This window comes from Leeia speluncae (assembly GCF_020564625.1).
Taxonomy (GTDB): domain Bacteria; phylum Pseudomonadota; class Gammaproteobacteria; order Burkholderiales; family Leeiaceae; genus Leeia; species Leeia speluncae.
Genome location: NZ_JAJBZT010000011.1, coordinates 85200 through 109528 on the forward strand (window position 1 = coordinate 85200; position 24329 = coordinate 109528).

General features: G+C 41.0%; 18 protein-coding genes. 8 read left to right on the plus strand and 10 right to left on the minus strand.

All coding sequences use genetic code 11. The annotated features are described in order from the left end of the window. Positions 1 to 167 precede the first annotated feature (167 nt). Positions 168 to 947, plus strand: a complete 780-nt coding sequence (locus LIN78_RS15935) for an EAL domain-containing protein (protein WP_227181869.1) — start codon at positions 168 to 170, stop codon at positions 945 to 947. A gap of 28 nt (positions 948 to 975) precedes the next feature. On the opposite strand, the gene LIN78_RS15940 is transcribed toward LIN78_RS15935, so the two are convergent. Further along, a complete protein-coding gene (locus tag LIN78_RS15940; RefSeq protein WP_227181870.1) occupies positions 976 to 1281 on the minus strand; it encodes a DUF2325 domain-containing protein in 306 nt (101 codons plus the stop codon). A gap of 28 nt (positions 1282 to 1309) precedes the next feature. Further along, the gene (locus tag LIN78_RS15945) at positions 1310 to 1882 is read right to left on the minus strand and encodes an RBBP9/YdeN family alpha/beta hydrolase (protein ID WP_227181871.1); all 573 of its coding nucleotides are present in this window, start codon (positions 1880 to 1882) and stop codon (positions 1310 to 1312) included. Between the two features lie 342 nt (positions 1883 to 2224). Here LIN78_RS15945 and LIN78_RS15950 point away from each other — a divergent pair, with 342 nt between their 5' ends. Further along, entirely contained in the window at positions 2225 to 3349 is a 1125-nt protein-coding gene (locus LIN78_RS15950) for a sigma-54 interaction domain-containing protein (protein ID WP_227181872.1), read from the plus strand. 88 nt (positions 3350 to 3437) lie between these two features. On the opposite strand, the gene LIN78_RS15955 is transcribed toward LIN78_RS15950, so the two are convergent. The 5 genes from LIN78_RS15955 to LIN78_RS15975 form a co-directional block, all read right to left on the minus strand. Continuing rightward, positions 3438 to 4697 carry an acyl-CoA dehydrogenase family protein gene (locus LIN78_RS15955; RefSeq protein ID WP_227181873.1) on the minus strand — a complete coding sequence of 420 codons (1260 nt, stop codon included), beginning with the start codon at positions 4695 to 4697 and terminating at the stop codon, positions 3438 to 3440. 258 nt (positions 4698 to 4955) lie between these two features. Further along, the gene (locus LIN78_RS15960) at positions 4956 to 5924 is read right to left on the minus strand and encodes an ABC transporter permease (protein WP_227181874.1); all 969 of its coding nucleotides are present in this window, start codon (positions 5922 to 5924) and stop codon (positions 4956 to 4958) included. Between the two features lies 1 nt (position 5925). Next, entirely contained in the window at positions 5926 to 6900 is a 975-nt protein-coding gene (locus LIN78_RS15965; RefSeq protein WP_227181875.1) for an ABC transporter permease, read from the minus strand. Beyond that, positions 6887 to 8449 (minus strand): sugar ABC transporter ATP-binding protein, encoded by a 1563-nt coding sequence (locus tag LIN78_RS15970; protein WP_227181876.1) that lies wholly within the window; start codon positions 8447 to 8449, stop codon positions 6887 to 6889. The genes LIN78_RS15965 and LIN78_RS15970 overlap by 14 nt, the downstream gene beginning before the upstream one ends. 104 nt (positions 8450 to 8553) lie before the next feature. After that, a complete protein-coding gene (locus LIN78_RS15975; RefSeq protein WP_227181877.1) occupies positions 8554 to 9519 on the minus strand; it encodes a sugar ABC transporter substrate-binding protein in 966 nt (321 codons plus the stop codon). Positions 9520 to 9851: 332 nt separating this feature from the next. Here LIN78_RS15975 and LIN78_RS15980 point away from each other — a divergent pair, with 332 nt between their 5' ends. Further along, entirely contained in the window at positions 9852 to 10817 is a 966-nt protein-coding gene (locus LIN78_RS15980; RefSeq protein WP_227181878.1) for a sugar ABC transporter substrate-binding protein, read from the plus strand. Positions 10818 to 11387: 570 nt separating this feature from the next. Further along, positions 11388 to 13265 (plus strand): P-loop NTPase fold protein, encoded by a 1878-nt coding sequence (locus LIN78_RS15985; RefSeq protein ID WP_227181879.1) that lies wholly within the window; start codon positions 11388 to 11390, stop codon positions 13263 to 13265. A gap of 156 nt (positions 13266 to 13421) precedes the next feature. Here LIN78_RS15985 and LIN78_RS15990 read toward each other — a convergent pair whose 3' ends face one another. After that, positions 13422 to 14855 carry an LLM class flavin-dependent oxidoreductase gene (locus tag LIN78_RS15990; RefSeq protein ID WP_227181880.1) on the minus strand — a complete coding sequence of 478 codons (1434 nt, stop codon included), beginning with the start codon at positions 14853 to 14855 and terminating at the stop codon, positions 13422 to 13424. 314 nt (positions 14856 to 15169) lie between these two features. Here LIN78_RS15990 and msuE point away from each other — a divergent pair, with 314 nt between their 5' ends. Beyond that, on the plus strand, positions 15170 to 15754 hold the full coding sequence (msuE, locus tag LIN78_RS15995) for an FMN reductase (protein WP_227181881.1): 585 nt from the start codon (positions 15170 to 15172) through the stop codon (positions 15752 to 15754). Between the two features lie 30 nt (positions 15755 to 15784). Further along, positions 15785 to 16879, plus strand: coding sequence for a dimethylsulfone monooxygenase SfnG (gene sfnG, locus LIN78_RS16000; RefSeq protein ID WP_227181882.1), 1095 nt, complete (start codon positions 15785 to 15787; stop codon positions 16877 to 16879). 87 nt (positions 16880 to 16966) lie between these two features. Here sfnG and LIN78_RS16005 read toward each other — a convergent pair whose 3' ends face one another. Continuing rightward, positions 16967 to 18268, minus strand: coding sequence for a hemolysin family protein (locus LIN78_RS16005; protein WP_227181883.1), 1302 nt, complete (start codon positions 18266 to 18268; stop codon positions 16967 to 16969). Positions 18269 to 18423: 155 nt separating this feature from the next. Continuing rightward, entirely contained in the window at positions 18424 to 19686 is a 1263-nt protein-coding gene (locus tag LIN78_RS16010) for an SfnB family sulfur acquisition oxidoreductase (RefSeq protein ID WP_227181884.1), read from the minus strand. A gap of 336 nt (positions 19687 to 20022) precedes the next feature. Between LIN78_RS16010 and LIN78_RS16015 the strand changes: the two genes are divergently transcribed. Next, positions 20023 to 21171 (plus strand): FIST signal transduction protein, encoded by a 1149-nt coding sequence (locus LIN78_RS16015; RefSeq protein ID WP_227181885.1) that lies wholly within the window; start codon positions 20023 to 20025, stop codon positions 21169 to 21171. Then, positions 21164 to 24109 carry an EAL domain-containing protein gene (locus LIN78_RS16020; RefSeq protein WP_227181886.1) on the plus strand — a complete coding sequence of 982 codons (2946 nt, stop codon included), beginning with the start codon at positions 21164 to 21166 and terminating at the stop codon, positions 24107 to 24109. Before LIN78_RS16015 ends, LIN78_RS16020 begins: the two co-directional genes overlap by 8 nt. Positions 24110 to 24329: the final 220 nt, after the last annotated feature.

Below are 24329 nucleotides of genomic sequence, written 5' to 3' on the forward strand. Positions count from 1 at the left end.
TTTATTCCAAATTAATATATAAAGAGTTGGTGTCAAGCATCTAGGGTCTATAGATCAAAGAGCAATGAAAATATAGCTAAGTGTGATTTCTTTTATTGTTATTCATTATTTAAGATGGCCGATGAATGCGTTTTCAAGCAAACGCAAATGGATAGTCAGAAAATAATATGAATAATGAACAAGCACTAGGTAAAATTTGTCAGAAGCTCAACCTGTTATTAGGTATTCAGAGCGTTGATCTCTATGGACTCAAAGTTGAAAACGATAAAATCGTGGCGCAATTTGGGGAGTGGCACTTAGAGAGCCGATTTTTCCCGGTGATAGAGCTAAAAAGCCTAAAGCAAAAGGCCGTAGAGGCACGCCTAATCATCAAAGGGCCGCATCAACGGTTGATCGATGAGCAAATTATTTTTGCTGTTGAGTCCAATCCTAAGCGAATCATTTTGCTGGATCGAATGATTAGAGCCTTGCACACCAGTAATTTTGCAATTCAATATGAAGCCGACCCATTTTCACTTGATCTTCAAGGAAAACACATGGAGTCACTAGATGAATTACATGGTGTTTTTCAACATCAATTAATGGATTATTGGTCGCTTCCAGCCGAGTTACTCACCTTAAAAATAGTGCATCACAATGCGTGTTCGCCAGAACGCTTGCAAAAAGCGATCGATAACTATCGTCAGCGGGGTTATCGGCTAGGGCTAAAGTTAGATAAACCAGGTGTGACAGACTGCTTACATATGTGGACATTTGGACCAGACCAGATCCAATTGCCTGATCGTTTTTCATCGAGGATGTTGGTTGAAGAACCGCTAAAGAAGGGATTTCGTGCGCTTGTGCAAGCTTGCCATGAGGTAACCAATACATTAACACTGGCTGACGTACATAATGAAGTGCAAAGAAAAATTGCGTTTGATGCTGGTGTAGATTGGGTAATGTCTTAAACGTGACATCACTCAATCTACAATAATATTAATGTAAGGTGAGCTTTGCTAATCCCGCACTGGAAAGCTGTATTTGTAATTCGGTTGTAGATCGCCGGCAGACCATCACTGGTACACCTTGGGTGTAAGCGATTTCACGATAATGTTTCATTACATTATGTCCGAGAAAATCGGTAAATAAGATCATTAAATCTGCCTTTTTGGGTAAGGCAGATGTTTTCCGTTGGTGAGAGGCATTTCTACCTGAAACGTGTTTCAGAATATTGATATCGTATTCGGCCAGCAACTTGGGTATGTTACCAAGTGTATCTGCGCCCACAATGAGTGCTTGCATGGTTTTCTCCACTTGTCATCAATAACGGTTATGCAACTAATCGACTGACTTCTTCGGTAAAACGGTACAACAACACCTTCCCTTCATTCCAAGTTTGGTGCCCACTTTCGGCGTTGATATGAAAAGCATCTGGCAGAATGGTGAGGCTTGCTTCCCAGTGCTTGGCAAAGGTTTTCGCTCTATCTAATTGGCAAAATGGATCATTCGTACTTGCAATAACATGCGTCGGAACAGGGATCCTTTCTTTTAATATGGGCGCAAATTGGCTAATTTCCTTAGGTGCATTTGCTCTTTCAATATCGGCAGGCGCTACTAGGAAAAGCCCTTTTACTCGCCCGGATTTCAAATTTCTTTTTACCCAATGCGTGGCGGTAATGCAGCCTAAGCTGTGAGCAATCAAGATGGCAGGCGTTGTAGATGCTTCGATCGCATTATTTAAGCCTTCTAACCACTTTTCTAACTGTGGCTCTTGCCAATTTTCTTGATACACACGGCTTACATTTGGTAATGAATTTGCCCAACTAGATTGCCAATGCAAAGGCCCAGAGTTTTTCCATCCTGGAACCACAATAAAACGGCTATTCAAAATAGTGGCGCTCATGTTGCGCTTCCTTCTGTTGTTTTTTACTAGTTTACTCAGCTTGTAAAGAATTAGAAGGAATAAAAAACAATAAATATATTTCATATGGAAATATTGCATCTAGAAAGACACTTTTTCGAAGTATCGATGGTTGCTTCACCGTCATATAACCAAATGGAATTTACAACTCATCATTGATTACTTTGTCATGATGAAGTGGGTTGCTAATATACCAACAATCAAGCAACAAATTGTTTTGAACGAAACAAACACATTCACATGTGAAATAGACAGATTTTGCAGAATAATCATCTGAAATAACGATTATGTGGATTAATCGATAACGAAATAGAAAGTAGAAAAATGCAACTAATAACACTCCCAAATGCACAAAAGCTCTCTACCTCTATACGTGCGACAGCCTTAGTATTTGAAGACCCAAAATCGCGTGCATTGCATCAACATATTGAATTGATTGCGCCTAGTGATGCGACAGTTTTAATCATTGGGGAAACGGGGACGGGCAAAGAGCTAATTGCAAGACATGTACACGAATTAAGTGCTAGAAAAGACAAGCCTTTTGTGGCGGTAAATTGTGGCGCATTTTCAGAAACACTCGTGGAAAGCGAACTGTTTGGCCATGAAAAAGGATCATTTACTGGTGCGGTGTCTCAGAAAGCCGGCTGGTTTGAAGCGGCAAATGGCGGCACTATCTTTCTGGATGAGATTGGAGATTTACCACTCTCTATGCAAGTAAAGTTACTACGTGTTCTGCAAGAACGAGAGGTCACTCGAATTGGTGCGCGCCATGCCATCCCTATTAATGTTCGGGTGATTGCCGCAACCAACGTAGATTTGGAAGAAGCGGTGATCGCCGGTAATTTTAGGGAAGATTTATACTATCGCCTGCGGGTTGCCGAGTTAGATTTATTGCCCCTATGCGAACGCACGGGAGATATTTTACCCTTAGCCAACTATTTTGTTAGTTTATATAAAAAGCGACTAAACATAGCAGAAGCCTACTTATCTCCTTCTGCGGAGCAAAAACTAATTACACATAGTTGGCCAGGTAATATTCGTGAGCTAGAAAATATTATTCACCATGCACTGCTGGTGAGTAAAACCGGGACGATTCAGGCAGACGATTTACATATTGTACGGAGAATTAAATCCCCCGCCGCAAATGCAAATGTTCAGGAGCAACGCTATGCAGTGATCCCTGAACAAAAAGATCCTTATGAGAGACTCTCGCTCGCGTTAAAAGATATTTTTGAAGACCCATCACCCCTGCTATATGAAAAGATTGATCATGTCTTCGTAAAAGTAGCTTATGACTATTGCCATCGAAACCAGTTGCAAACTAGCCGTTTATTAGATCTCAGTCGCAATATTGTGCGAGCCAAACTCATTAAATATGGCGAGCTAAAAGAAGGAAAGCAGCGATTTGGCTTAAGCCAGCAAGATTTATCCGATTTAAGTGTGGCTTAAATTTACTAACCCAAAAAAATCCCCCTCGTAAGCTTCTGCCGAGGGGGATTTTCTTATTAAGTATAAATCAAGCTACTTACCTAGCTATTTAAGCCGCTACTTTTGCTTTCTCCTGTTGTTTCGCTTTTTCTGGGTTGCCACTGCCAATCTGCCAAACATATGGTGGCTCTTTATCATTCACCACCCAATCACCCACAATTCTGGCCTTGTAAATCAGTGGATTATGAGAAGAAACGGTTCTAGCATTTCTCCAGTGGCGATCTAAGCTGGTTGTTGCTTTTGCAGCCGATGCGCCTAATGCATTAAATAAGTCTGTCGATGCTCTTAGTACCAGTTCAGATGCAACTACTTGCGCTTTTGCCGAATCAATTTCTGCAGCAATATTAGCTGCTTTTTCTTCTTCATCATTTCGGCTAAATCTGGCTAAATATGCTCGCTGAGCACTTTCTGCCGCACGGAGGGTAATTGTTTCTACTGTAAACGCTTGCGCTGAGATTTGGCCAATTACCTGCAGGATTTGGGCATCATCTTTTACTTGGTCTGCATTACCAGTACTGTAAACGCGATGCCTTTCTCTTACTTGTTGGCTGACATCTCTCTCTACTGCTTTTGCAATACCCGATTGGACTGCTAGCAGTACCAATTGATAAAATGATGTTTGGTATTTGAATCGTTGATTAAAATCGATGACATCCTCTGCTTCAACTTCAGCATCTTGAAATACGGCGGTTCCGCTACCTGTCGTACGTTGACCAAAACCATCCCAATCATCACTTACTGTCACCCCTGCTTGGTGTGTTTTTACAGCGGCAATCACATCTGATTTGTCATGCGCACGTTGCGCGTAAACATCAATCCAATCAGCAAAAATGCTCCCGGTGGTGTAAAACTTATTACCATTAACAACCGTTTTACCGTCTTTTTGTGAGACTTTGGTAATTACATCGCCAATCTTGACTGTGCCTACTTCCGTCCACGCATTGCCGACAATATCGCCTGCGACAAAACGCTCAAACCATTTATCTCTTGAGGCGCTTTGAGGCGCATTTAGCTTGTCTTCCACAAAAGCAAAGTGACCACGTAAGGCTTGTGGCAAGTTAGAATCCGCCGTGGCCAACTCAATTAATAATTGGAAAAGTTGAGGTAAAGAGGCACCATCCCCACCGTATGTTTTTGGCACGCGTACAGCACCAAAACCCGCTTCTTTTAGCCATTTGATTGGCTCAACGGGAAGCTGCCTTTTTTGTTCTCTGTCTAATGTCCCTTTTGCAATTTTTTCAAAGATCGGTCTGAATTTATTGGCTAACACTTCATAGTCGGTGCCGGTAGATAGGGTGGTAACTGACATGCTCATTTCCTTTTCATTGTATAGATGGCTTCTGCTTAGCAAGTTGGATGCTGAACGTTTCACGTACTTAATTAGCAGGTTTTATGCCAGCAAAAAGTGCATATAAAAGACGATTTTCTTAAGAATTTGCTTCTATAGAAGCAGTTGATAAACAGTGTTGACTGTTCTACCGCAGAAAGTTGCTATCAGTTTTTACTCATAAAAAAGCACCTGCATCTGTATAGACGTAAGTGCTTTTTGGCTGGAGTTATCGCAGGATTAGTTAGATTTTCTTAAACCGAAGCTAATGGCTAAAACAATTAGAATAAATGCGCCAGTCGCCACTTGCTGCCAGAAGAAGTTCCAACCAATTAGTAGCAATCCATTTGCAACAATATTCAGGAAAAGCACGCCAGCTAATGTACCAGGCACATTTGCCCTGCCCGATCTAGCCAAAGTAGTTCCGATAAACGTCGCGCCAATAGAATTGAGTAAAAATGAGTTGCCAGATAACGGCACGTAAGAGCTCACCGTGGTGGTTAACAAAATACCCGCAATCGAAGCAAGCAAGGCAGCTACCAGAAACACAGAGCCACCAATCCATCTCGGCGAGAGACCAGAGTAGCGAACCACTGCTGGTTGAATGCCCGTAGCGGTGAGCAAGCGGCCATAAATGGTTTTACCCAACACTATACTTGCAATGATTGCCACAATAGCGGCGATGGTAATTGGCAGTGGAATCCCTAATAGTGTTGCTGACACTGTTTGAATTTGGGCTTCGTGATTAATATAGATCGGCTGCCCACCATTTGATAATAATTGCTGTGTACTCGTTCCGATAAACAAGGTGCCAAGTGTCGCTAAGAATGGGGTAATTCTTAGTACACCAGTCAGAAAGGCATTAAACGCCCCTGCGAGTAACCCCGCCACTAAAGCACTAATAATCGCAATCTCTGGTGCATAGCCCGCATTTAAAGCCAGTACTAAGGCGAGGCCAGAAAAGTCTAACGCCGTACCAACCGATAAATCAATTCCCCCTGTCGAGACAACAAATGTCATACTAATGGCGGTGATCGCTAAAATGGAAAAGTTGTTAAGCAATAAGCTTTTCCAATTGGCGAGTGTCAAAAATGAAGGTGCCAAAATCGTAAAAAAGATCACCAATCCAACGATGAGTATCGGTACTAATAAGCGGATGAATGCGCTTCGCTTTTCTTCTGAAAAATTTAGTGTGTGAGTAATGGACATGCTAGGCCTCTTTTCCGCGCAAAAAGGTTGATGCCGCTACAATCAGCAGAATTAAAGCACCTTGGACACCATTAACCCAGAAGTTAGAAATATTCAGTAATTGAAAACCATTGATCAGTGAGCCAATAAATAGACCAGACAATAAAGTGCCTCCGATAGTGGGAACAAAGCGCCTAGAAAACACAACACCTAACAAAGCGATAGCCACCACTGGTAGTAAGTATTCCCCAGAGCCAGTACTACTCCCGCTAAAAAAGACAGAAGCGCAAACGCCTGAAATACCACCGCATAATCCACTAATAATGTAACTAATAAAAATGTAGCGTTTGGTGGCCAAACCAATCGATCTAGCCGCTTCTTTATGTTCACCAATGGCGTACAAACGTAGACCAAATGGGGTAAATTGCACCAGTAGAATTAAAAAGAGTGCCACCGCAATTAACAAATACCCTAGTAGTGGAATCCCAAACTGATCAGTTCCTGATAGCAGCGTTATTAAATTGCTGGAAGCAGGTAGCACGGTGTTTTGCGTAAGTACTAGCTCAAAGCCTGCCACTAGGTTCATCACTGCTAAGGTGGCTAACAAAGGGGGGAGCCGAAATAACACGACCGCAATGCCATTAATCACCCCTACTGCGCCGCCGGCTAGTACGGCAATTACCACAGCAGCTGTATCGCCGTTGCCATGATTTAGTAAACTGGCATAGATTGCAGAGGTAAAGCCGAGGGTAGCCGCTACGGATAAATCAATCCCCCCCTGAATGACATTACCGCCACCCGCAATAATTACCGTGGTTAATCCAAAAGCAAGAATCCCTAAAATGGATGTCTGTGCAAAAATATTGGCAATATTGGTAATCGACAAAAAATTAGGTGCGAATTGTGTGAAGTACAGCAATATCAAGGCAAATACGATATAAGCCCCGCCTTGCACCAGTTGTAGGGAGAGATTTTTCTCCAGTCTAAGCGTTGACATAGTTTTTCACCTCTTTGAATGGCTGCGGGATGATCTGCTTTGGCGTTTGTCGGCCTGCGCCCGTTGCTGTAGCCAATACTTCATCCGCATTGGTTTCAATTGAACGCAGGTTTTGAATCAGTTCTCCGCGATAGAACACGGCAATAGAATCTGTCAGCGACACTAGCTCTTGTAAGTCCGAACTTAAGATAATGACGGCAGCACCATTTTTGACGAGCTCACCAATTAATCGATAGATTTCAACTTTTGCGCCGACATCCACCCCCACAGCGGGTTCATCAAAGATATAAATATCCGCATCTGTTTCTAGCCACTTTGCAATAGCAACTTTTTGCTGGTTACCCCCACTTAATTGGCGTAAATAAGCCTGATCACTACTGGTTTTGATGCGTAGTGACTGAATTTTTTCTGCCGTTGCGGCGGTTTCTTTTTTCCTAGAAAGCCAGCCATAGTTAGCAAATTTCTTTAAATTGCTTAGTGTGGTGTTTTCCAAGACGGTTAATTCGGTGGCAATCCCGTGTTTTCGGCGATCTTCAGGTACCAAGCCAATGCCGGCTTTCACTGCATCATGCGGTGAGTGAATTTTTTTCACTTGGTTATGTATTTTTATACTGCCGCTGGCTGCACTTTTTAGGCCAAATAACGTTTCAACCACCGCTTTGACCCCAGACCCAACTAAGCCAGTAATCCCTAGAATTTCCCCTTTTCTTACTTGAAACGAAACATCCTGAAAGTGCCCTGGCAACGATAATTGCTGAACATCGAGTACCACGTCCCCAAGTGAAACGTTTTCTTTGGGATACATTTCATTTACTTCACGGTTAATCATCAACCGAGCAATTTCCGCCGCATTTACTTCTTTAGGATTTACCGTGCCTACATCTTTGCCGTTTCTGAAGATAGTCACTTCATCGCACAGCGCTTCAATTTCTTGTAGGTAATGCGAAATATAAATAACAGCAATGCCCTTCTCTTTTAGCTTCAAAATCAACCGTTGAAGCTGATCTACTTCCCGTTTAATGAGTGATGCGGTCGGCTCATCAAACACAATTAATTTCGGATTAGCCAACAGTGCGCGTGTAATCTGTACGATTTGTTGTTCCGCCGTACTAAGATCCTGAATCAACGAATAGCCAGAAAGATGAATATCAAAGTATTGTTTTAGATAAGCCTCTGCTTCTCTTGCCATTTTTTTGCGGTTTAATAAACCAAACCAAGTGTGCTCATGGCCTAAAAACAGTGCTTCTCCCACGGTTAATGTGCCAGGTAATAAGCGATCTTGATGAATAAAGTGAATCCCAAGAGATTCCACCACACTTGGGTCTAAGCGCGAGATTGCTTGATCATGAAAAATCACTTCTCCGCTATCTGCACTATGAATACCCGCTAGAATTTTGATCAGGGTAGATTTACCCGCACCATTTTCACCAACTAATCCATGAACGCTAGCTGGTTTTACACGGAAACTTGCATGATCTAATGCGCGAGTCACGCCAAACTGTTTGGAAATATTCAATAATTGAAGGACATAGCTAGATGAATCACTCATGTTTTTTCCTTATCAACTAGGTAAATAGAGATGCCCCTCTAATGCCATACACAGAATGGAAATGGCTGGTCATTAGAGGGAGTCGGGTTGATGAGTGATCGAAATTAATCGCCGCGAAGTTTGTTTACTTCTGCCACATTTTTCGGGGTAGCCAGTAACGCAGGTACAAAGGTTTCCTTCGGTAGCTTTTGCCCAGCTAGATATTTAGCGACGTTTTGAATAGCCGTTTTACCAATTTCAGCTGGTTGCTGCGCAACATCCGCGCCTACCGGTGTATTTTTCTCTTTCAACAAGGCGAGCACTTCTGGGGTTCCGTCTACACCATAGGTTTTAATTTCTGTGCGCCCTGCCGCAATTAACGCCTTACTTGCCCCTAGCTGAGGGATATCCCACGCAGACCAAATGGCCGCCACACTACCCTTCGGATACTTGTTTAATAGCGCCGTAATTTGTGTGTAAGCATCTTGAACCGTATTAGGAATCACATCACGTAGTTCTGGCTGAATAATCTTTAGATCTGGATATTTCTTTAAGGCTGCTTTTAGCTCGTCGTATCGAATCGCGCAAACAGGTACGCCATAAAAGCCATTAAAAACAATGATATTGCCTTTGCCGCCCGTATCTTTAATTAACTGTTCAGCCAACTTTTTACCAATATCGTGGTTATCTGACGTGGTGTTATTAATGCTGTGCTGAGAAGGCACATCAATTGTAAAAACAGGAATGCCGGCATCTTTAATTTTTTTCAGATACGGATCAATCACACTTAATGTACCTAGCGTCTGAACGACTGCATCTGGTTTTTGCGCAACCACCGTTTGTAATTGTGAGACTAGGTTTTTATCATTACGGCCAGCATCTAAAGTAATGGGTGTTCCACCAAGACGCTTCACTTCTGCCACCTGAGCCTGAAAAGACTTCAGATCAAAATAGTGGCTTGTCCCTGTCACGCTAATGGCAATACGTTTGCCTTTTAGTGAAGGAATGTTCGCATCATCAGCAAACGCGGTCACCGAACTAATCGCAGCGAGTGCAATGGCGGTAATTTTTAGTACATTCTTTTTCAACATTTTTACTATCCCTCTGATCGACAAATTTTTTGTGTGAAGCCATCTTAATCAAAAAATCTATAAAACAAAAAATAATATAAAATGATTTATATATTCCAATATAGTTTATTAAAGATAGCGTTATATAGAGAAACAAAACTGCTGATTGGCTGTTGATTTAGCAACACATAAAAGGCTGTAACTTTGATGGAATTAGGTTTAATTCATACTAAAGAGGAAAATCGTACAAAAAATGAACAAATCAGAGGGTGATCAGTACTAAAAAGTAAAAACACAAGCTGGCATATAAATTGCAAGACTATAAAAACTTAAATTTATAACTTGGAGTTTATATGCGCCGTCAGTTTATTTTGTCTGCTCTTGCGATTGCAGCATCTTTTCATTTTTCTAGTGCTTGGGCTGATGACGCTATCCCCTCTTTAAAAGGAAAACGCATTGCGCTAAGTACAGTCGGTACTAGTATTTATTATGATAGCCGTGCTTTTCAGGCTCAGATCGATGAAGTAAAACGATTGGGCGGTACGCCAATTACACTAGACGCAGGCCGTAATGATAAAGCCCTAGTCTCCCAGCTACAGACTGTAGTTGCCCAAAAGCCAGATGCGGTAATTCAACTATTAGGTACTTCTACCGTGATTGAGCCTTGGCTTAAAAAAATTAATGAAGCAGGTATCCCGCTGTTTACCGTAGAGGCAGAATCAAAATACAGTATCAATGATGTCACCGCCGATAATTATCAGGTGGGCTTACAACTTGCTGAAAAATTAGTAAAAGACCTAAAAGGCAAAGGAAATATTCTGGTATTTAATGGGTTTTATGGCGTAAAAAGTTGCGGGCTTCGATACGACGCACTAAAGAAAGTATTAGAGAAAAACCCAGGCATTAAAATCATTCAGCCAGAGCTACGTGATGTCATCCCAAATACAGTACAAGATGCCTATTCCCAAGTAACTGCATTACTGAATAAATACCCTAAAGGAAGTGTCCAAGCAATTTGGGCCGCATGGGATGTACCACAACTAGGCGCAACAAAAGCCCTAATTGATGCAAAACGCACAGAAATCCTAACGTACGGCGTGGATGGCTCGCCAGAAATTATTAATTTACTCACCCAAAAATCAGCCCCAATTGGCGCAGTAATTGCCCAGCAGCCTGCTTTAGCAGGGAAAATTGCCGTACAAAACGTTGCAAGATATTTGGCAGGAAAAAAGGATTTACCGAAAGTCACTTCTGTCGCCACCCTAGTGGCCACAAGCAGCAATGTGCAAGAAATTAAAAAAATACGTGGCGATAAATAAGCGTTTTCTGGACTACTCTCTCTCCTAAGTCCAATTTCCCCGTGGTATTTGCCACGGGGTTTTTTTATTAAGATGTAAAAATAGGTAGAGTTCACTACAATAACAATTTGGATTATAGGCTGAAATGGAATATCATACATTTTATAAAAATATTATTTTTATTTTTTTGCAATAAGTCAGCAATATATTTTTCTTGCAAAATATATGGATTAAAAATTTTTGTTTGCATGTGTTTACTTGTTGTCATGAATTTAAAATATCATTGCTTTAGTTTTAATCTTTAACCAGTTGATCTTGTTGTTAAAATATTTACCCTGAAAATTAATTCTTGATAAAATCATATAAATTGACGTATAAAATTAGCCAAAACTTTTTATAAAAAACCATAAAAATCCCCATGCATGTTGTTGCTTTATCAATTTTATAAGAAATTATTTTAAAACAATAAAAGCATTGTAAGTATTTTATGTGATAATTTAACAGTTTATTATATCATATCAATGATGCATTTAATTTATTTTAAACATTTTAAAGTACTAATCTAATAAAGTAAAACAAAGGGTAGCGATAGTGATCTCACAAAAAAATATACACATTGAAAGTTTTCTTGACTACTACTGTGAACTCGATGAAGCGCCTGAATATGGTGTAATGATTGATGGAGAATGGGGTTCAGGAAAAACATGGTTTGTAAAAAAATATCAAGAAAAAATTGAGAATGATAATAGAAAAGTAATATATGTATCGCTTTATGGCTTAAGTAAAGTTAAAGAAATCAATGAGGCAATATTTCAAGCTCTGCATCCTGTACTAGCTCACAAGTCTACCAAATTAGCCGGAAAAATTCTTAAAGGTGCAATAAAAGCTACTATTAAGATTGATATTGATGCTGACAAAAAAGATGACGTTAGTATATCAACTGGAATTCCTGATGTTAATCTCCCTGACTATCTTAGTAATGCAGATAAACATATACTAATTTTTGATGATTTAGAACGGTGCGAAATTCCTACAGGCCAATTGTTAGGATATATAAATCATTTCATTGAGCATGAAAAAATGAAGTGTATTCTTGTATCTAATGAATTTGAAATGGAAGAAAAAAACAAAAATTCAAGCAACAAATCATACATCAAAATAAGAGACAAGATTATTGGCAAACGGTTTGGTTTTACATCAGATTTTGATTCTGCCATATCGGATTTTTTGGCAAGCCAATCATGCAAAAACTCTAGCTCCTTATTGATTAAACACATAGAAATTATAAAGTCAATCTATCTAAAAGCAGGATATAATAATTTTAGGCATTTAAAACATGCGTTATGGGATTTTGAAAGAATTTTTTTAGTTGTTATTAAAGATAGTAATCTAGAAGAAGAAATTCAAGAGCACATTTTGCAATCGCATTTTTTACTTTCATTTGAGTTAAAGTCTGGTGGGTTATTAAATAAAGATATTATTGAAATTAACAAAAGAAGAATGAAAAATTTTTTCGTAAAATACAATGATGTGGATAAGCGTAGTTGTAATGAAAAAAACATTGATGAGATAATTTCAAAATACATTGGTATATGCTCAACTGAAATATTTCCTTCAGTAGATTTTTGGGAAGTTTTTTTTGAAAAAGGAATTGTTGATGATAGCATTGCAAAAAATTCAATAGACAACAGCATCTATAGATATTATTCAAACATGCCGTCTTGGAAACGGCTTTTGCAATGTATGAATTTAAATGATAATGAATTTATAAATGTGCTTTCAGATGTTCAAAAAGAATATATTGATAGAAAATATAAAGATGTTGGTATAGTACTACATATTTTAGGCGTGAAACTTTGGCTTATTGATATTGGAATACTGACAGAGACTAAAGACGTGGTAATAAAAGAAGCAAAAGATTATATTGATTCAATGGAGAAAGATAAAACATTACCAGAGGAAAATTTTTTAGATAGTGATATCAATAATACTAGTTATGACAACTCTGCATACTTTAGTAGAGAAACTGTAGAGTTTGAAGAAGTATTTACATACTTGACTGAGGCCAAAAATAGACAGTATATAAATTCTCTAAATGAAAAAGCTGAAGAATTAATGAAAGAAATGCAAAAAGATTTTTCTTTATTCACAAGAAGGTTAATACTAAATAATTCTGTGGATAATACTTATTATAAAATTCCAATTTTATCAAAAATTGATCCGGGTATTTTTTTAGCAGAGCTAGAAAAATTAAACAACGAAAAAAAACGTGAATTTGGGTTTTTGCTAACCAGTAGATATCAATTTCCGAATTATTTAGCGCATATTAGAGAGGAAATACCTTGGCTGAAAAGCATGGTTTCTCTATTGAAGAACGAAGCAAACATAAAAAAAGGCAAAATGAGCGGCCATATTTACACAATTCTTGTAAAAAAATTTGAAGAGTCAATTCAGCGATTTTCCTCGTAGCAATTAATATTTTTGCAGATATCTAGAATCTTCCTAATACTGACTACTTTGACCGAAACTCCGAAAAACTCAATACAATACAATTCTAGGTCACAAAATATGCAATTGATCACCCAACCGAGATTTCTCTCGGTTGGGTGTTGATTAGCCTACTTCTTAAGCCGTTGCGCGTTCTTCCACCCTTTGTTGGCTAAATAAACTGCCATCGATTGGGTGTTCTTGTTTGTATTTTTCGATATCTCGATATTGATTGGCGGGGTGATTGCTTGGTAGTCGATCACCATCCCCAAATAGCTTTTGTCTTAATGTGCCTTCTTTATATTCCGTGGCATACACGCCTCTACGCTGCAGTTCTGGCACTAAATATTCCACAATGTCCTCAAAGGTTTCGTGCGCAACAGCATAGGCCAAATTAAATCCATCGGTATCGGTTTCTGCCACCCATTCTTGCAAAATATTAGCAACCGTCGTTGGTGAGCCTACAAAAATTGGACCTAGGCCACCAATGCCACCAAATTTGGCTAGTTCATCAATTGTCCATGTCTTTCCGCCGCCTGCTAGGTGCTCAACGGCAGAAACAATGGCATTCGTTTCTACGTGCTTAACCAGATCTGTTGGGGCGTATTGGCCAAAATCGATACCTGTCCAACCAGACATAAAGACTAACGAGCCATCGTAAGAAGCATATTGTTGGTATTCTTTGAATTTGGCTTGTGCTTTTTCATCGGTTTCATCCACGATGATGGTTACCAAGTTGTAAATCAATACCTTTTTCGGGTCCCTTCCCGCTTCTGCTGCTTGTTCCCTGACTTCTTGCACATATTTTTTTAAGACATCTTTTGTTGGTGCAGCAACAAATACGCACTCTGCGTGTTGCGCAGCAAACAGTTTGCCTTTACCCGAAGCACCAGCCTGGAAAAGCACAGGGGTTCTTTGTGGGGAGGGTTCGCTTAGATGGTAACCAGGTACTTCAAAGTATTTTCCTTTGTGGCCAATTTCATGCACTTTTTCAGGGTGAGCAAAGATGCCGCGTTCACGGTCTCTTACCACCGCGCCATCTTCCCATGAACCTTCTAGCAATTTATAAATGACTTCCAAGTATTCACTCGCCACATCATAGCGATTGTCATGTCGGCGTAACCCGCCTTCACTGATATTTTTTGCGCCACTTTCAAGGTAAGACGTCACAATATTCCAGCCTACCCGCCCTTTTGTGTGGTGATCTAAGGTAGTTAAACGCCTTGCAAACGTATAGGGGTGCTCGAAAGAGGTAGATGCAGTAATACCAATACCAAGATGCTTGGTTGCTAAGGCTAGTGGTGCTGCCAATTGCAATGGATCATTCACGGGGATTTGCGCGCCCTGTTGTAAGGCAAAGTAGTTCCCGCCTTTGTAAACATCGTAATAACCAATGACATCCGCAATAAAAATCGAATCAAAAATCCCTTTTTCTAAGATTTTTCCTAAGTCTGTCCAATATTCCAGATCTTTGTATTCCCAAGACCTGTCTCGTGGGTGTCGCCATAAGCCTGGAGACTGATGGGCTACGCAGTTCATTTCAAATGCATTGAAGTGGATTTGTTTGCTCATGATGCCTGACCTTAATTTGTTTTTATAACAAAGCATAATGAGCAATATGCATGCCAGTGATTATATATTCTAGCTATATGTATAGATGGCTGTGATGAGTTCGACTTGGCAGATTTATTTAGTTCATTCTTTAGTTTGAGATTCAACAACCATTATCCAAATTGTTGATTAATCAACACCTACTCTTCAAATTCTCTTCTATAAAAGTCATTTTTGATGATTTTTAGCTATTTCTAGGCTGGCACGCTTCCTGCTAATAACCATACGTTAGATTAATTTTTATTTTAAGACTTATTTATTGTATGGAGGCGAAGATGGCCAATCCCCTAAATGTTGTTGCTGTCTCGGGTAGTTTAAACCGCCCTTCTAGAACACTTGCTTTAGTTGAACATATTTTAGAAAGAATTCAATTAGATGTACCGGTGAACATCCGATTAATAGAAGTAGGCAACATAGCAGAAGGTTTAGCGAATGCGAGAAAAGCGGCGGATTTGCCGACGCAAATTTCTGCAGATGTCAAAGCCATTGAAACGGCAGATTTTCTAGTCGTTGCTTCTCCAGTTTATCGGGCTAGTTATACGGGGCTTTTCAAACACTTGTTTGATTTAGTGGATCACACCTCGTTGATTGATGTGCCTGTCTTTTTGGCTGCAACCGGTGGTAGTGATCGTCATGCATTAGTGATTGATCATCAGCTTCGACCGCTATTTAGCTTTTTCCAAGCGTTAACCCTACCAATTGGTGTTTATGGTGCGGAATCAGACTTCACCAATTACCAAATCAGCAACCAAGACCTGATTGATCGCATCGATTTGGCCGTGGCACGTGCGTTGCCCTATCTAAAACATCGTCATTTACCTGTTAGCCAGCCATCTGAACTAACAGCAGCATCTATTTAAACAAACAACTGTATAAAAGAGGGTTTCAAAATGAGTAAACAATTAGACAACATTAAATTTGCCTACTGGGTTCCAAACGTGAGCGGTGGATTAGTCATCAGTAAACTAGAACAGCGTACTAGTTGGGATATTGATTACAACCGCAAGCTAGCCCAAGTAGCTGAAGATTCAGGCTTCGACTATGCCCTTAGCCAGATTCGCTTTACTGCTGGCTATGGCGCGGAATACCAACACGAGTCTGTTGCTTTCTCTCATGCCCTATTAGCGGCGACGAACAAATTAAAGGTGATTGCAGCGGTGCTTCCTGGCCCGTGGAACCCTGCGCTACTTGCCAAGCAAATTTCAACAATCGATCACCTCTCTAATGGCCGTGTTGCAGTCAATGTGGTTAGCGGATGGTTCCGTGGCGAATTTCATGCCATTGGTGAACATTGGCTAGAACATGACGAGCGGTATCGTCGTTCAGAAGAGTTTATTCGCGCGATTAAAGGTATTTGGACTGAAGATAACTTTAGTTTCCGTGGCGACTTTTACCGGTTCAATAACTACACCTTACAGCCAAAACCACTGCAAAAACCTCACCCAGAAATTTTCCAAGGTGGTAGCTCTCGTGCTGCCCGCGATATGGCTGCACGTGTTTCTGATTGGTATTTCACGAATGGCAATACCGTCGAAGGGATCAAAGCCCAAATTGATGATATTCGCGCAAAAGCTGCCGCCGAAGGCAGAACAGTAAAAATTGGTGTGAATGCGTTTGTGATTGCACGTGATACAGAAGAAGAAGCGAAAGCAGTATTACAAGAAATTATTGATAAGGCAGATCCAGAAGCGGTGAATGCGTTTGGCTCAGAAGTAAAAAATGCCGGAAAAGCCTCTCCAGAGGGGGAAGGCAATTGGGCTAAGTCTTCATTTGAGGATCTTGTTCAGTACAACGATGGTTTTAAAACCAACCTAATCGGCACCCCGCAACAGATTGCAGAGCGAATTGTCGCCTTAAAAGCGGTAGGCGTAGATCTGGTACTGACTGGTTATCTGCACTTCATTGAAGAAGTGGAGTACTTCGGGAAAAACGTATTGCCACTCGTTCGTGAATTAGAAGCAAAACAGACTGCTGCGGCTGCGTAGGTGGTTGAGTAAATGCAATAGCCGTTGTTAAAAGGCAGTGTTTCTTGGCTAGCTATTCTTTTATTTGCTAGCCAAGAAATGAAATTTTTAATCCCCAAGGATAGAAGAGCTAACTATCGGCGTTGCTAGTACCTTATCAATTCTTCGGCCATCCATATCCACTACTTCAAAGCGCCAATCTGCCCATTCGGTGTAATCTGCGGTAGAAGGGACTTTGCCTAGTAGTAGCATCATCATCCCGCTTAGGGTGTGATATCTGCCTTTATCTTCTTCTGGCAGCGTTTTCAGTACTAAACGGTCCTTCATTTCTGGTAAGGGAATCGCACCGTCTAGCAACCAAGATCCATCCTCTCTTTGCACCGCCCATGCATCTTCCGCATTTCTTGGTGTAAATTCACCCGTTACCGCTTCTAACACGTCTTGCAGGGTCACAATACCTTCAATTTCACCATACTCATCAATCACAAACGCCATTGAAATGTTATTTGCTCGGAATTGTTCTAATAACTCCATGCCGGTTAACGTTTCTGGCACGTATACACTAGGCAATAAATGATTGAGAAAATCTGGGGCTTGGCCTTTGGCAATCATCGAAAGCGCTTGTTTTGCATGCACCACGCCCAACACATTGGTTAAGCCACCGTCACAGACAGGGAAACGGGAGTGTTCAGATTCAATTAACCGATGTATGTTTTCTTCTGTACTTAGTTGAATATCAATAAACACCACGTCTGATCGCGGAATCATCAATGAACCTAATTGACGATCATCTAGGCGGAAAACATTCCGTACCATTTCATGTTGGTGCTGTTCAATCACGCCGGCTTCAGAGCCCTCTTCCAACATGGCGTGAATTTCTTCTTCTGTTACGCTCGCGTTGGTATTTTGCTTCACCCCCATGAGTTGAAGAATCGTATGCGTAGAAACGGTTAGCATCACAACAAATGGACGTGTCACCACGGCTAGCGCCTGCATTGGCTTTGCAACCAATCTGGCAATCGGTTCTGGCGTAATTTGTCCCAGGCGTTTGGGTACGAGTTCACCAATCACAATCGAGACATAAGTCACCACAATCACTACAACCGCTGTAGCACCAATATCAGCGGGAGACTCTGGTACGCCTAAGCTTTGTAACCAAATGGAAAATGGACCTGCTAGAACGGCTTCACCAACAATACCGTTAAGAATACCGATAGAAGTAATACCAATTTGAATGGTAGAAAGAAATTTAGTTGGGTCTTCCCCAAGCTTTAAAGCGACAGTAGCAGAGGAATCTCCCTCTGAAGCAAGTTTCATTAAACGCGCTTTTCTAGCCGTCACTAACGCAATTTCTGACATAGCGAAGAGACCATTTAAAATGATCAGTCCAATCAGAATGAGGATTTCCATGTTTAACCTAGTGAATAAAGATACTTATCTTGACACTATGGTGTTGTGCTAGGTTCCTGCCTTTTGATAAAAATAAAAATCATTGTTAACTAGCTCCTCTGTGATAGCGGTATTGCATGTAACTATCACAGAGGAAAACGATACGTCAGTCTGGGTTAATTCCAAGGATGGCGCGGCGGGCTAATTTGATTTAATGCATAGTTTCCAATATGAAAATATTTCCAACGCACAGGATCATGCAGCGTGTGTGTGCGGGCATTTCGCCAGTGTCGGTCTAAATTATGGGCTTTTAATGTAGCGCGCGTCCCTGCTAGCTCAAACAGTTTATTTGTTGCCTCAATAGCAATTTCTGTTGTCAGTACTTTCGCTTCCGATGTTGCTAGCGTTGCTGCATTTACTGTTGTTTCATTGGGGGAAATAAGTGCTTCATCAATCTTTTTACCCGCTCTTTCTAATAGTGCTTCTGCTGCATGCAGTTTAATCACTAAGTGGCCAATCGCACTGACCGTGAACGGATCTTCTGATGCTTTTTCCTTTCCGCTATCAATCCATGGTCGGCTTTGATTTTTGATAAAGGTAATCGTATCTTCAAGCGCACCTTTCGCAATTCCCCCATCAATGGCTGCTTGAATGATTTGTGAAATGGCACCCGCTGCAGTGGGTGTATCAAATGCATCGACCGGAATGACTCTGCTTTTTGCGACTTTTACTTGTTCAATCTTAATCGAGCCTGAAGCCGTTGTTCGTTGGCCAAAACTAGACCAATCATTAATAACCGTTAACCCGTCTGCTTGGCGATCGGTAAAGACTAAGAAGCCTTTTCCTTCGTCATTGACAGCGACGATAGGTACTAGGTGGGCTAGTAAAGCACCTGTGGTATAGAATTTTTCGCCAGTAACAGTAACAAAATCACCATGATCGGTTAGTTTCGTTTCAAAGGCAGCAACGTTTTTACTGTTCTTTTCTGAGAACGCATTTCCAAAACGGTAACCTTTTAGCACCAAGCCAAATAAGTCTTTTTTCTGCTCTTCTGTACCATCTAAAGCAATATGCGCATTCAACGCCAAATGATTTTGGGTGATTTGGGCAATGCTAGAGTCGCCAGAAGCAATAATTTTAATGACTTCAGCTAACGTCGCATAAGAAACCGCCGCACCGCCATACGCTTTAGGAATATTGATTCCCCATAAGCCACTTTGCGAATACGCATCAATTTCTTTAATTGGCAAAATACCTTCGCTATCTCTTAGCCCTGCATGTCGAATAAACTCCCCTGCTAGTTTGTGGGCAATTTCAATCGCTTCTGCATCGCTTTTAATAATATGAGCAGGGGTTTCTACTTTTTTTAATGGGGCAAATGTATCTTGCGCGTTAACTCGTGGAGCGGATCGTAACTCTTGTTCGGTATAGGTACTCATCAATATGTCCTTTATGTTTATCGCTAAAGAGAGTGGTTTACACCTATACATTGGCAAGTTCTGTGCCATGTTTTTTGATCGAAAAAAGTTAAATAAGATGCTGTTTCACTTACTTTTTGCTGCATGGCAAACAGTCGATGTGCATTGCTGATCTTCCATCAACATTTCAAAAATTGGCACAAATAAAGGGAGCGTTGAATTTAACGATCTATTGATGGGTAAAACTAAATGACGTTGATCAATATCAATCATTGAAAAGTGCGAAATTTTAATTAGCTGCTAAACTAAAATTTGAGTGTTCAACGCTAATCTATTTTCATTACATTAATTATCAGCATGACAAACGCAGCCCAAGGTTATTTCCCAGCTTACACAGATGCCCTCTTTTCTTTCTTGCAGGATTGGAAACAGTTGCATCCAAATGCAGGTGTGTTTGCTTTTATTGCAGAAGCAGACATCGAAGTGGTATCGCAACTCCAAAAGTCGTGTAATCAGCTTGGTATCACGCTGGTGGGTGGTGTTTTTCCATCGGTAATTTCTAGTGATGGCATCCACAAGCGTGGGATATGCTTAATTAATGTGCCTGAAATGCCGCCTTATTTTCTGTTAAATCAGGCCGGTTTAGGTGTGGCGGGTGAACGCATAGCTGAGCAGGTATTAAACAAGCTAGAACAGCTTCAATCTACTGATGAAACTTGCACATTATTTTTGATTTTTGATGTGCTGATTCCAGACATAGCAAGCCGTTTGGATGATCTTTACCTGAAGATAGAAGATCGAGTGAACTATGCCGGGTTATGCGCTGGCAGTGAAACCTTCCAACCAATTGCTTCTGTTTTTAGTAATGATCTGCAACTAACCAAAGGTCTACTGGCGATTCTATGGCCAGAGACTCACAAGTTTATCGTGCAGCATGGGTTTTCCATGCCTAATCAGATGTTGATGGCGACGAGTACCCATGGTAACCGCATTACACAAATCAACTGGAAACCAGCATTTGAGGCTTACCAAGAACTCATCCATCAAAAGTATGATGTACTATTAAATAAAGATAACTTTTATCAGTATGCTGTGCATTACCCGTTAGGCTTGGTGCGAGCGGCAGATCAAATTGTCGTTCGGATTCCTATTCTTTTAGATGATGATGGCGCTTTAATTTGCAGTGGCGAAATTCCAGAAAATGCCATGCTAACGTTATTCCAAGCACCTCCCCCCAACCCAAACCATTTTGTAAATGAGCTTGCAGAGGAAATTTCTCATACCGCGACAACAACAGAATCCATGCATTTAGTGTTTTACTGTGCAGGTAGAAAAATGCACATGGGCGAAGGCGCGCAAACAGAAATTGATGGGTTGTACGAAAAAAGTGGAGATAAAGAAATGCTAGGGGCACTTACCCTAGGAGAAATTGGTACCAGTTCTGTTGGTGGTCAACCTGTGTTTCATAACATGGCATTAGTCGTATGCGAGTTAAGTCATGAATAAAGATTTTGCCCTTGTTATTTTATACGATTTAACGCTAACCATTGGCTCTGAAGTCACGTTAGATAAGCTGCTACCAAAAGTGATGCAGCGATTTTTATTCCATCTCTCCTACCCTGTTGGACTTATCTTAAAAAGAGATACCAGTAATAGCCAATATCACCAAATTATTGATAGCGTGGGTGATTACTCTTTTACTTCTTTAAAAACAGAGCATCAATCTGTCCTGATCACGGGCGTTGGACATGAGCCATGTTTATCAACAAATGCTCAGTTACTGAGCACTTTTAGCCAAAGAAGAAAGTACACACAGGCAGCTTGGTTCCCGATTGATGGTGAGTACAGTTATTTGTTTCTAACAGACTCTACCTTAGAAACTGATATTCCCCTAAACGAAGTTTTTTCTCCAGTGATTAGAAATTTGGCACGGGCTATTGGTCTGTGCCAACGAAGTGAACAACTCACACAAAACCTAACTCAAGATAGAGATGAAGCAAGGGCTGAGCTTGCTAAAACCTTGCAAAAGGTAGAACACGAGCGGGCATTTTTAACGAGTTTAAAAAACACAATTCCGGATCTCGTTTGGTTAAAAGATAAAGATGGTATTTATCTGTCTTGTAACCCAAAGTTTGAAGCACTATTTGGCCATAAAGAATCTGAAATCGTCGGAAAGACTGACTTCGACTTTGTTTCTAAAGAATTAGCAGAGTTTTTCCGAGCGCATGATAAACGGGCGATGTATGCCGGTAAGGCGATGCAGAATGAAGAATGGCTTCGTTTTGCCGCAGACGGTTACGAGGGACTTTTTCAGACAACTAAAATCCCAATGTACGATGACAAAGGTGCACTCTTAGGCGTACTTGGCATTGCACACGACATTACCGAACTGAAAGCTGCGCAAGATAGGCTCCAACTGTCTGCTAGTGTGTTCCGATCTGCGCGTGAAGGCATCATGATCACTTCTCCAGAAGGTAAAATTCTGGAAGTGAATGATATGTTTTGCTCGATTACTGGCTATGTACGTGAAGAAGCGGTTGGGCAAAACCCTCGTATTTTAAATTCTGGACGACATTCGCAAGCGTTTTATCAACACATTTGGGCCTCGATTAAAGACAGAGGGCATTGGTCTGGTGAAATTTGGAATCGCCGTAAAAATGGTGAGGAATATCCAGAAGTCTTAACGATTACAGCGGTAAAAGATGCCCAAGGCACCCTCACCCACTATGTCGCATTATTTGCAGATATTACAGAGATTAAGCGCCAGCAACGTGAACTTGAGCGAATGGCGCATTTCGACCCGTTAACGGGTTTGGCCAATCGCAGTTTGTTGGCCGATCGCTTATCGCAAGGCATGTACGGGGTAAAACGCAGAAGCCAGTCTCTGGCGGTTGCCTTTTTAGACTTTGATGGCTTTAAATTAATTAATGATCAATTCGGGCATCAAACAGGTGATCAACTTCTTTCTATCGTTGCAGGAAGAATGTCTTCTCTCATGCGTGAGGGAGATACATTAGCGAGATGGGGAGGCGATGAATTCATCGCTGTATTTATGGATTTGCACACCAATGGTGATGCAGAGCACTTACTTCAAAGACTGCTGAAAGAAGTTGAAAAGGTAGTCGAGATTAATAGTAAACAGCTCAAAATTAGCGCCAGCATTGGGGTGACCTATTATCCACAATCAGAAGATGTGGATGCGGATCAGCTGCTTCGTCAGGCAGATCAAGCCATGTACCAAGCAAAACTTGCGGGAAAAGGCCGTTTACATACCTACGACCCGCAAGCAGATAAGTTGGTACGTGGTCACAATGAAGCGATCGAAAATGTGTTGTCGGCAATTCATCAAGATCAATTTGAGCTCTTCTATCAGCCCAAAGTCAATATGCGGACAGGAGAGCTAATTGGCCTTGAGGCTCTTCTCCGCTGGCGCCATCCTGAAAGAGGACTACTACCACCTTCTGTCTTTATTTCGACAATCGAGAACCATCCAATTGCGATCGACGTTGGCCATTGGGTGTTAAATCGGGCGATTAAAGATATCCAATATTTAGAATCAGAAGGGATTCACACCAAAGTCAGTATTAATGTCAGTGCACTTGAATTACAACAGCCAGACTTTGTTGGGCATTTGTCCGAAACATTAAGCAACGCGCAAGGGGTAAAACCTGGGCAATTAGAGCTAGAACTATTGGAAAGTAGCGCCTTACAAGACATTAACCAAGTGTCAGATGTGCTGCGTGCTGTGCAATTATTAGGTGTCACCAGTGCCATAGATGATTTTGGTACAGGCTATTCATCACTTACCTATCTAAAACGGCTACCCGCCCAAACGCTAAAAATAGACCAAAGCTTTGTACGCGATATGGTGATGGACGCAGAAGATGTTGCCATCTTAGAAGGCATTATTGGCTTAGCAAAAGCTTTTGACCGTCAGTTGATTGCAGAAGGGGTAGAAACCATTGATCATGGCGTAATGTTGCTTCAACTGGGGTGTGAATTAGGCCAAGGTTACGGCATTGCAAGGCCGATGCCCTTAAACCAACTGCTAGGATGGTTGACTAATTGGACTCCGAACCCAAGATGGCAAGCCGTTCATGTGATCACAGAAGAAGATCGTCCACTATTCTTTGCGGGGATTGAGCATCGTGCTTGGGCTGCCGCATTAGAGGAGTATCTAAGAGGTATGCGTAAAGCGCCTCCTCCTTTGGGTGAGACACAATGCCAATTTGGGAAGTGGCTAAACAAATTTATAGCGGCAAGAACAAATACACAATCTCACTATGCACACTTAGTAGGTTTACATCACCGTATTCATCAACACGCTTCTTCTCTTGTCTCTTTAAACACCGACAACAAACCTGAAAAGGCACTTGCTGGCCTCCCCGCGCTTCATGAAATGAAAAGTGAGTTTCTTCTGCAGTTAGAAGCATTACTTAGATAACATCTACAATCTCACAATAAAATTGTATACATATTAATTGGTAGCAATTTTATTGTGAGGACTATACATACACATCAATCCAAATTTCTAGATTAGCCTGCTAATTATTAGGAAGTCATGACGAAATATCGTCATTCTTCTTCGTGCCCTCTATTTGCCCTCCTTGTATATTTTTCAAAACTTCGCAGCAAGCTAGAAGTTGTGCGGTGTCACAGCCTTT

Excerpts from the sequence above, each read along its gene's own strand:
- LIN78_RS15935 (WP_227181869.1), top strand. The coding sequence starts at position 168 with ATGAATAATGAACAAGCACTAGGTAAAATTTGTCAGAAGCTCAACCTG.
- LIN78_RS15940 (WP_227181870.1), bottom strand. The coding sequence starts at position 1,281 with ATGCAAGCACTCATTGTGGGCGCAGATACACTTGGTAACATACCCAAG.
- LIN78_RS15945 (WP_227181871.1), bottom strand. The coding sequence starts at position 1,882 with ATGAGCGCCACTATTTTGAATAGCCGTTTTATTGTGGTTCCAGGATGG.
- LIN78_RS15950 (WP_227181872.1), top strand. The coding sequence starts at position 2,225 with ATGCAACTAATAACACTCCCAAATGCACAAAAGCTCTCTACCTCTATA.
- LIN78_RS15955 (WP_227181873.1), bottom strand. The coding sequence starts at position 4,697 with ATGTCAGTTACCACCCTATCTACCGGCACCGACTATGAAGTGTTAGCC.
- LIN78_RS15960 (WP_227181874.1), bottom strand. The coding sequence starts at position 5,924 with ATGTCCATTACTCACACACTAAATTTTTCAGAAGAAAAGCGAAGCGCA.
- LIN78_RS15965 (WP_227181875.1), bottom strand. The coding sequence starts at position 6,900 with ATGTCAACGCTTAGACTGGAGAAAAATCTCTCCCTACAACTGGTGCAA.
- LIN78_RS15970 (WP_227181876.1), bottom strand. The coding sequence starts at position 8,449 with ATGAGTGATTCATCTAGCTATGTCCTTCAATTATTGAATATTTCCAAA.
- LIN78_RS15975 (WP_227181877.1), bottom strand. The coding sequence starts at position 9,519 with ATGTTGAAAAAGAATGTACTAAAAATTACCGCCATTGCACTCGCTGCG.
- LIN78_RS15980 (WP_227181878.1), top strand. The coding sequence starts at position 9,852 with ATGCGCCGTCAGTTTATTTTGTCTGCTCTTGCGATTGCAGCATCTTTT.
- LIN78_RS15990 (WP_227181880.1), bottom strand. The coding sequence starts at position 14,855 with ATGAGCAAACAAATCCACTTCAATGCATTTGAAATGAACTGCGTAGCC.
- msuE (WP_227181881.1), top strand. The coding sequence starts at position 15,170 with ATGGCCAATCCCCTAAATGTTGTTGCTGTCTCGGGTAGTTTAAACCGC.
- sfnG (WP_227181882.1), top strand. The coding sequence starts at position 15,785 with ATGAGTAAACAATTAGACAACATTAAATTTGCCTACTGGGTTCCAAAC.
- LIN78_RS16005 (WP_227181883.1), bottom strand. The coding sequence starts at position 18,268 with ATGGAAATCCTCATTCTGATTGGACTGATCATTTTAAATGGTCTCTTC.
- LIN78_RS16010 (WP_227181884.1), bottom strand. The coding sequence starts at position 19,686 with ATGAGTACCTATACCGAACAAGAGTTACGATCCGCTCCACGAGTTAAC.
- LIN78_RS16015 (WP_227181885.1), top strand. The coding sequence starts at position 20,023 with ATGACAAACGCAGCCCAAGGTTATTTCCCAGCTTACACAGATGCCCTC.
- LIN78_RS16020 (WP_227181886.1), top strand. The coding sequence starts at position 21,164 with ATGAATAAAGATTTTGCCCTTGTTATTTTATACGATTTAACGCTAACC.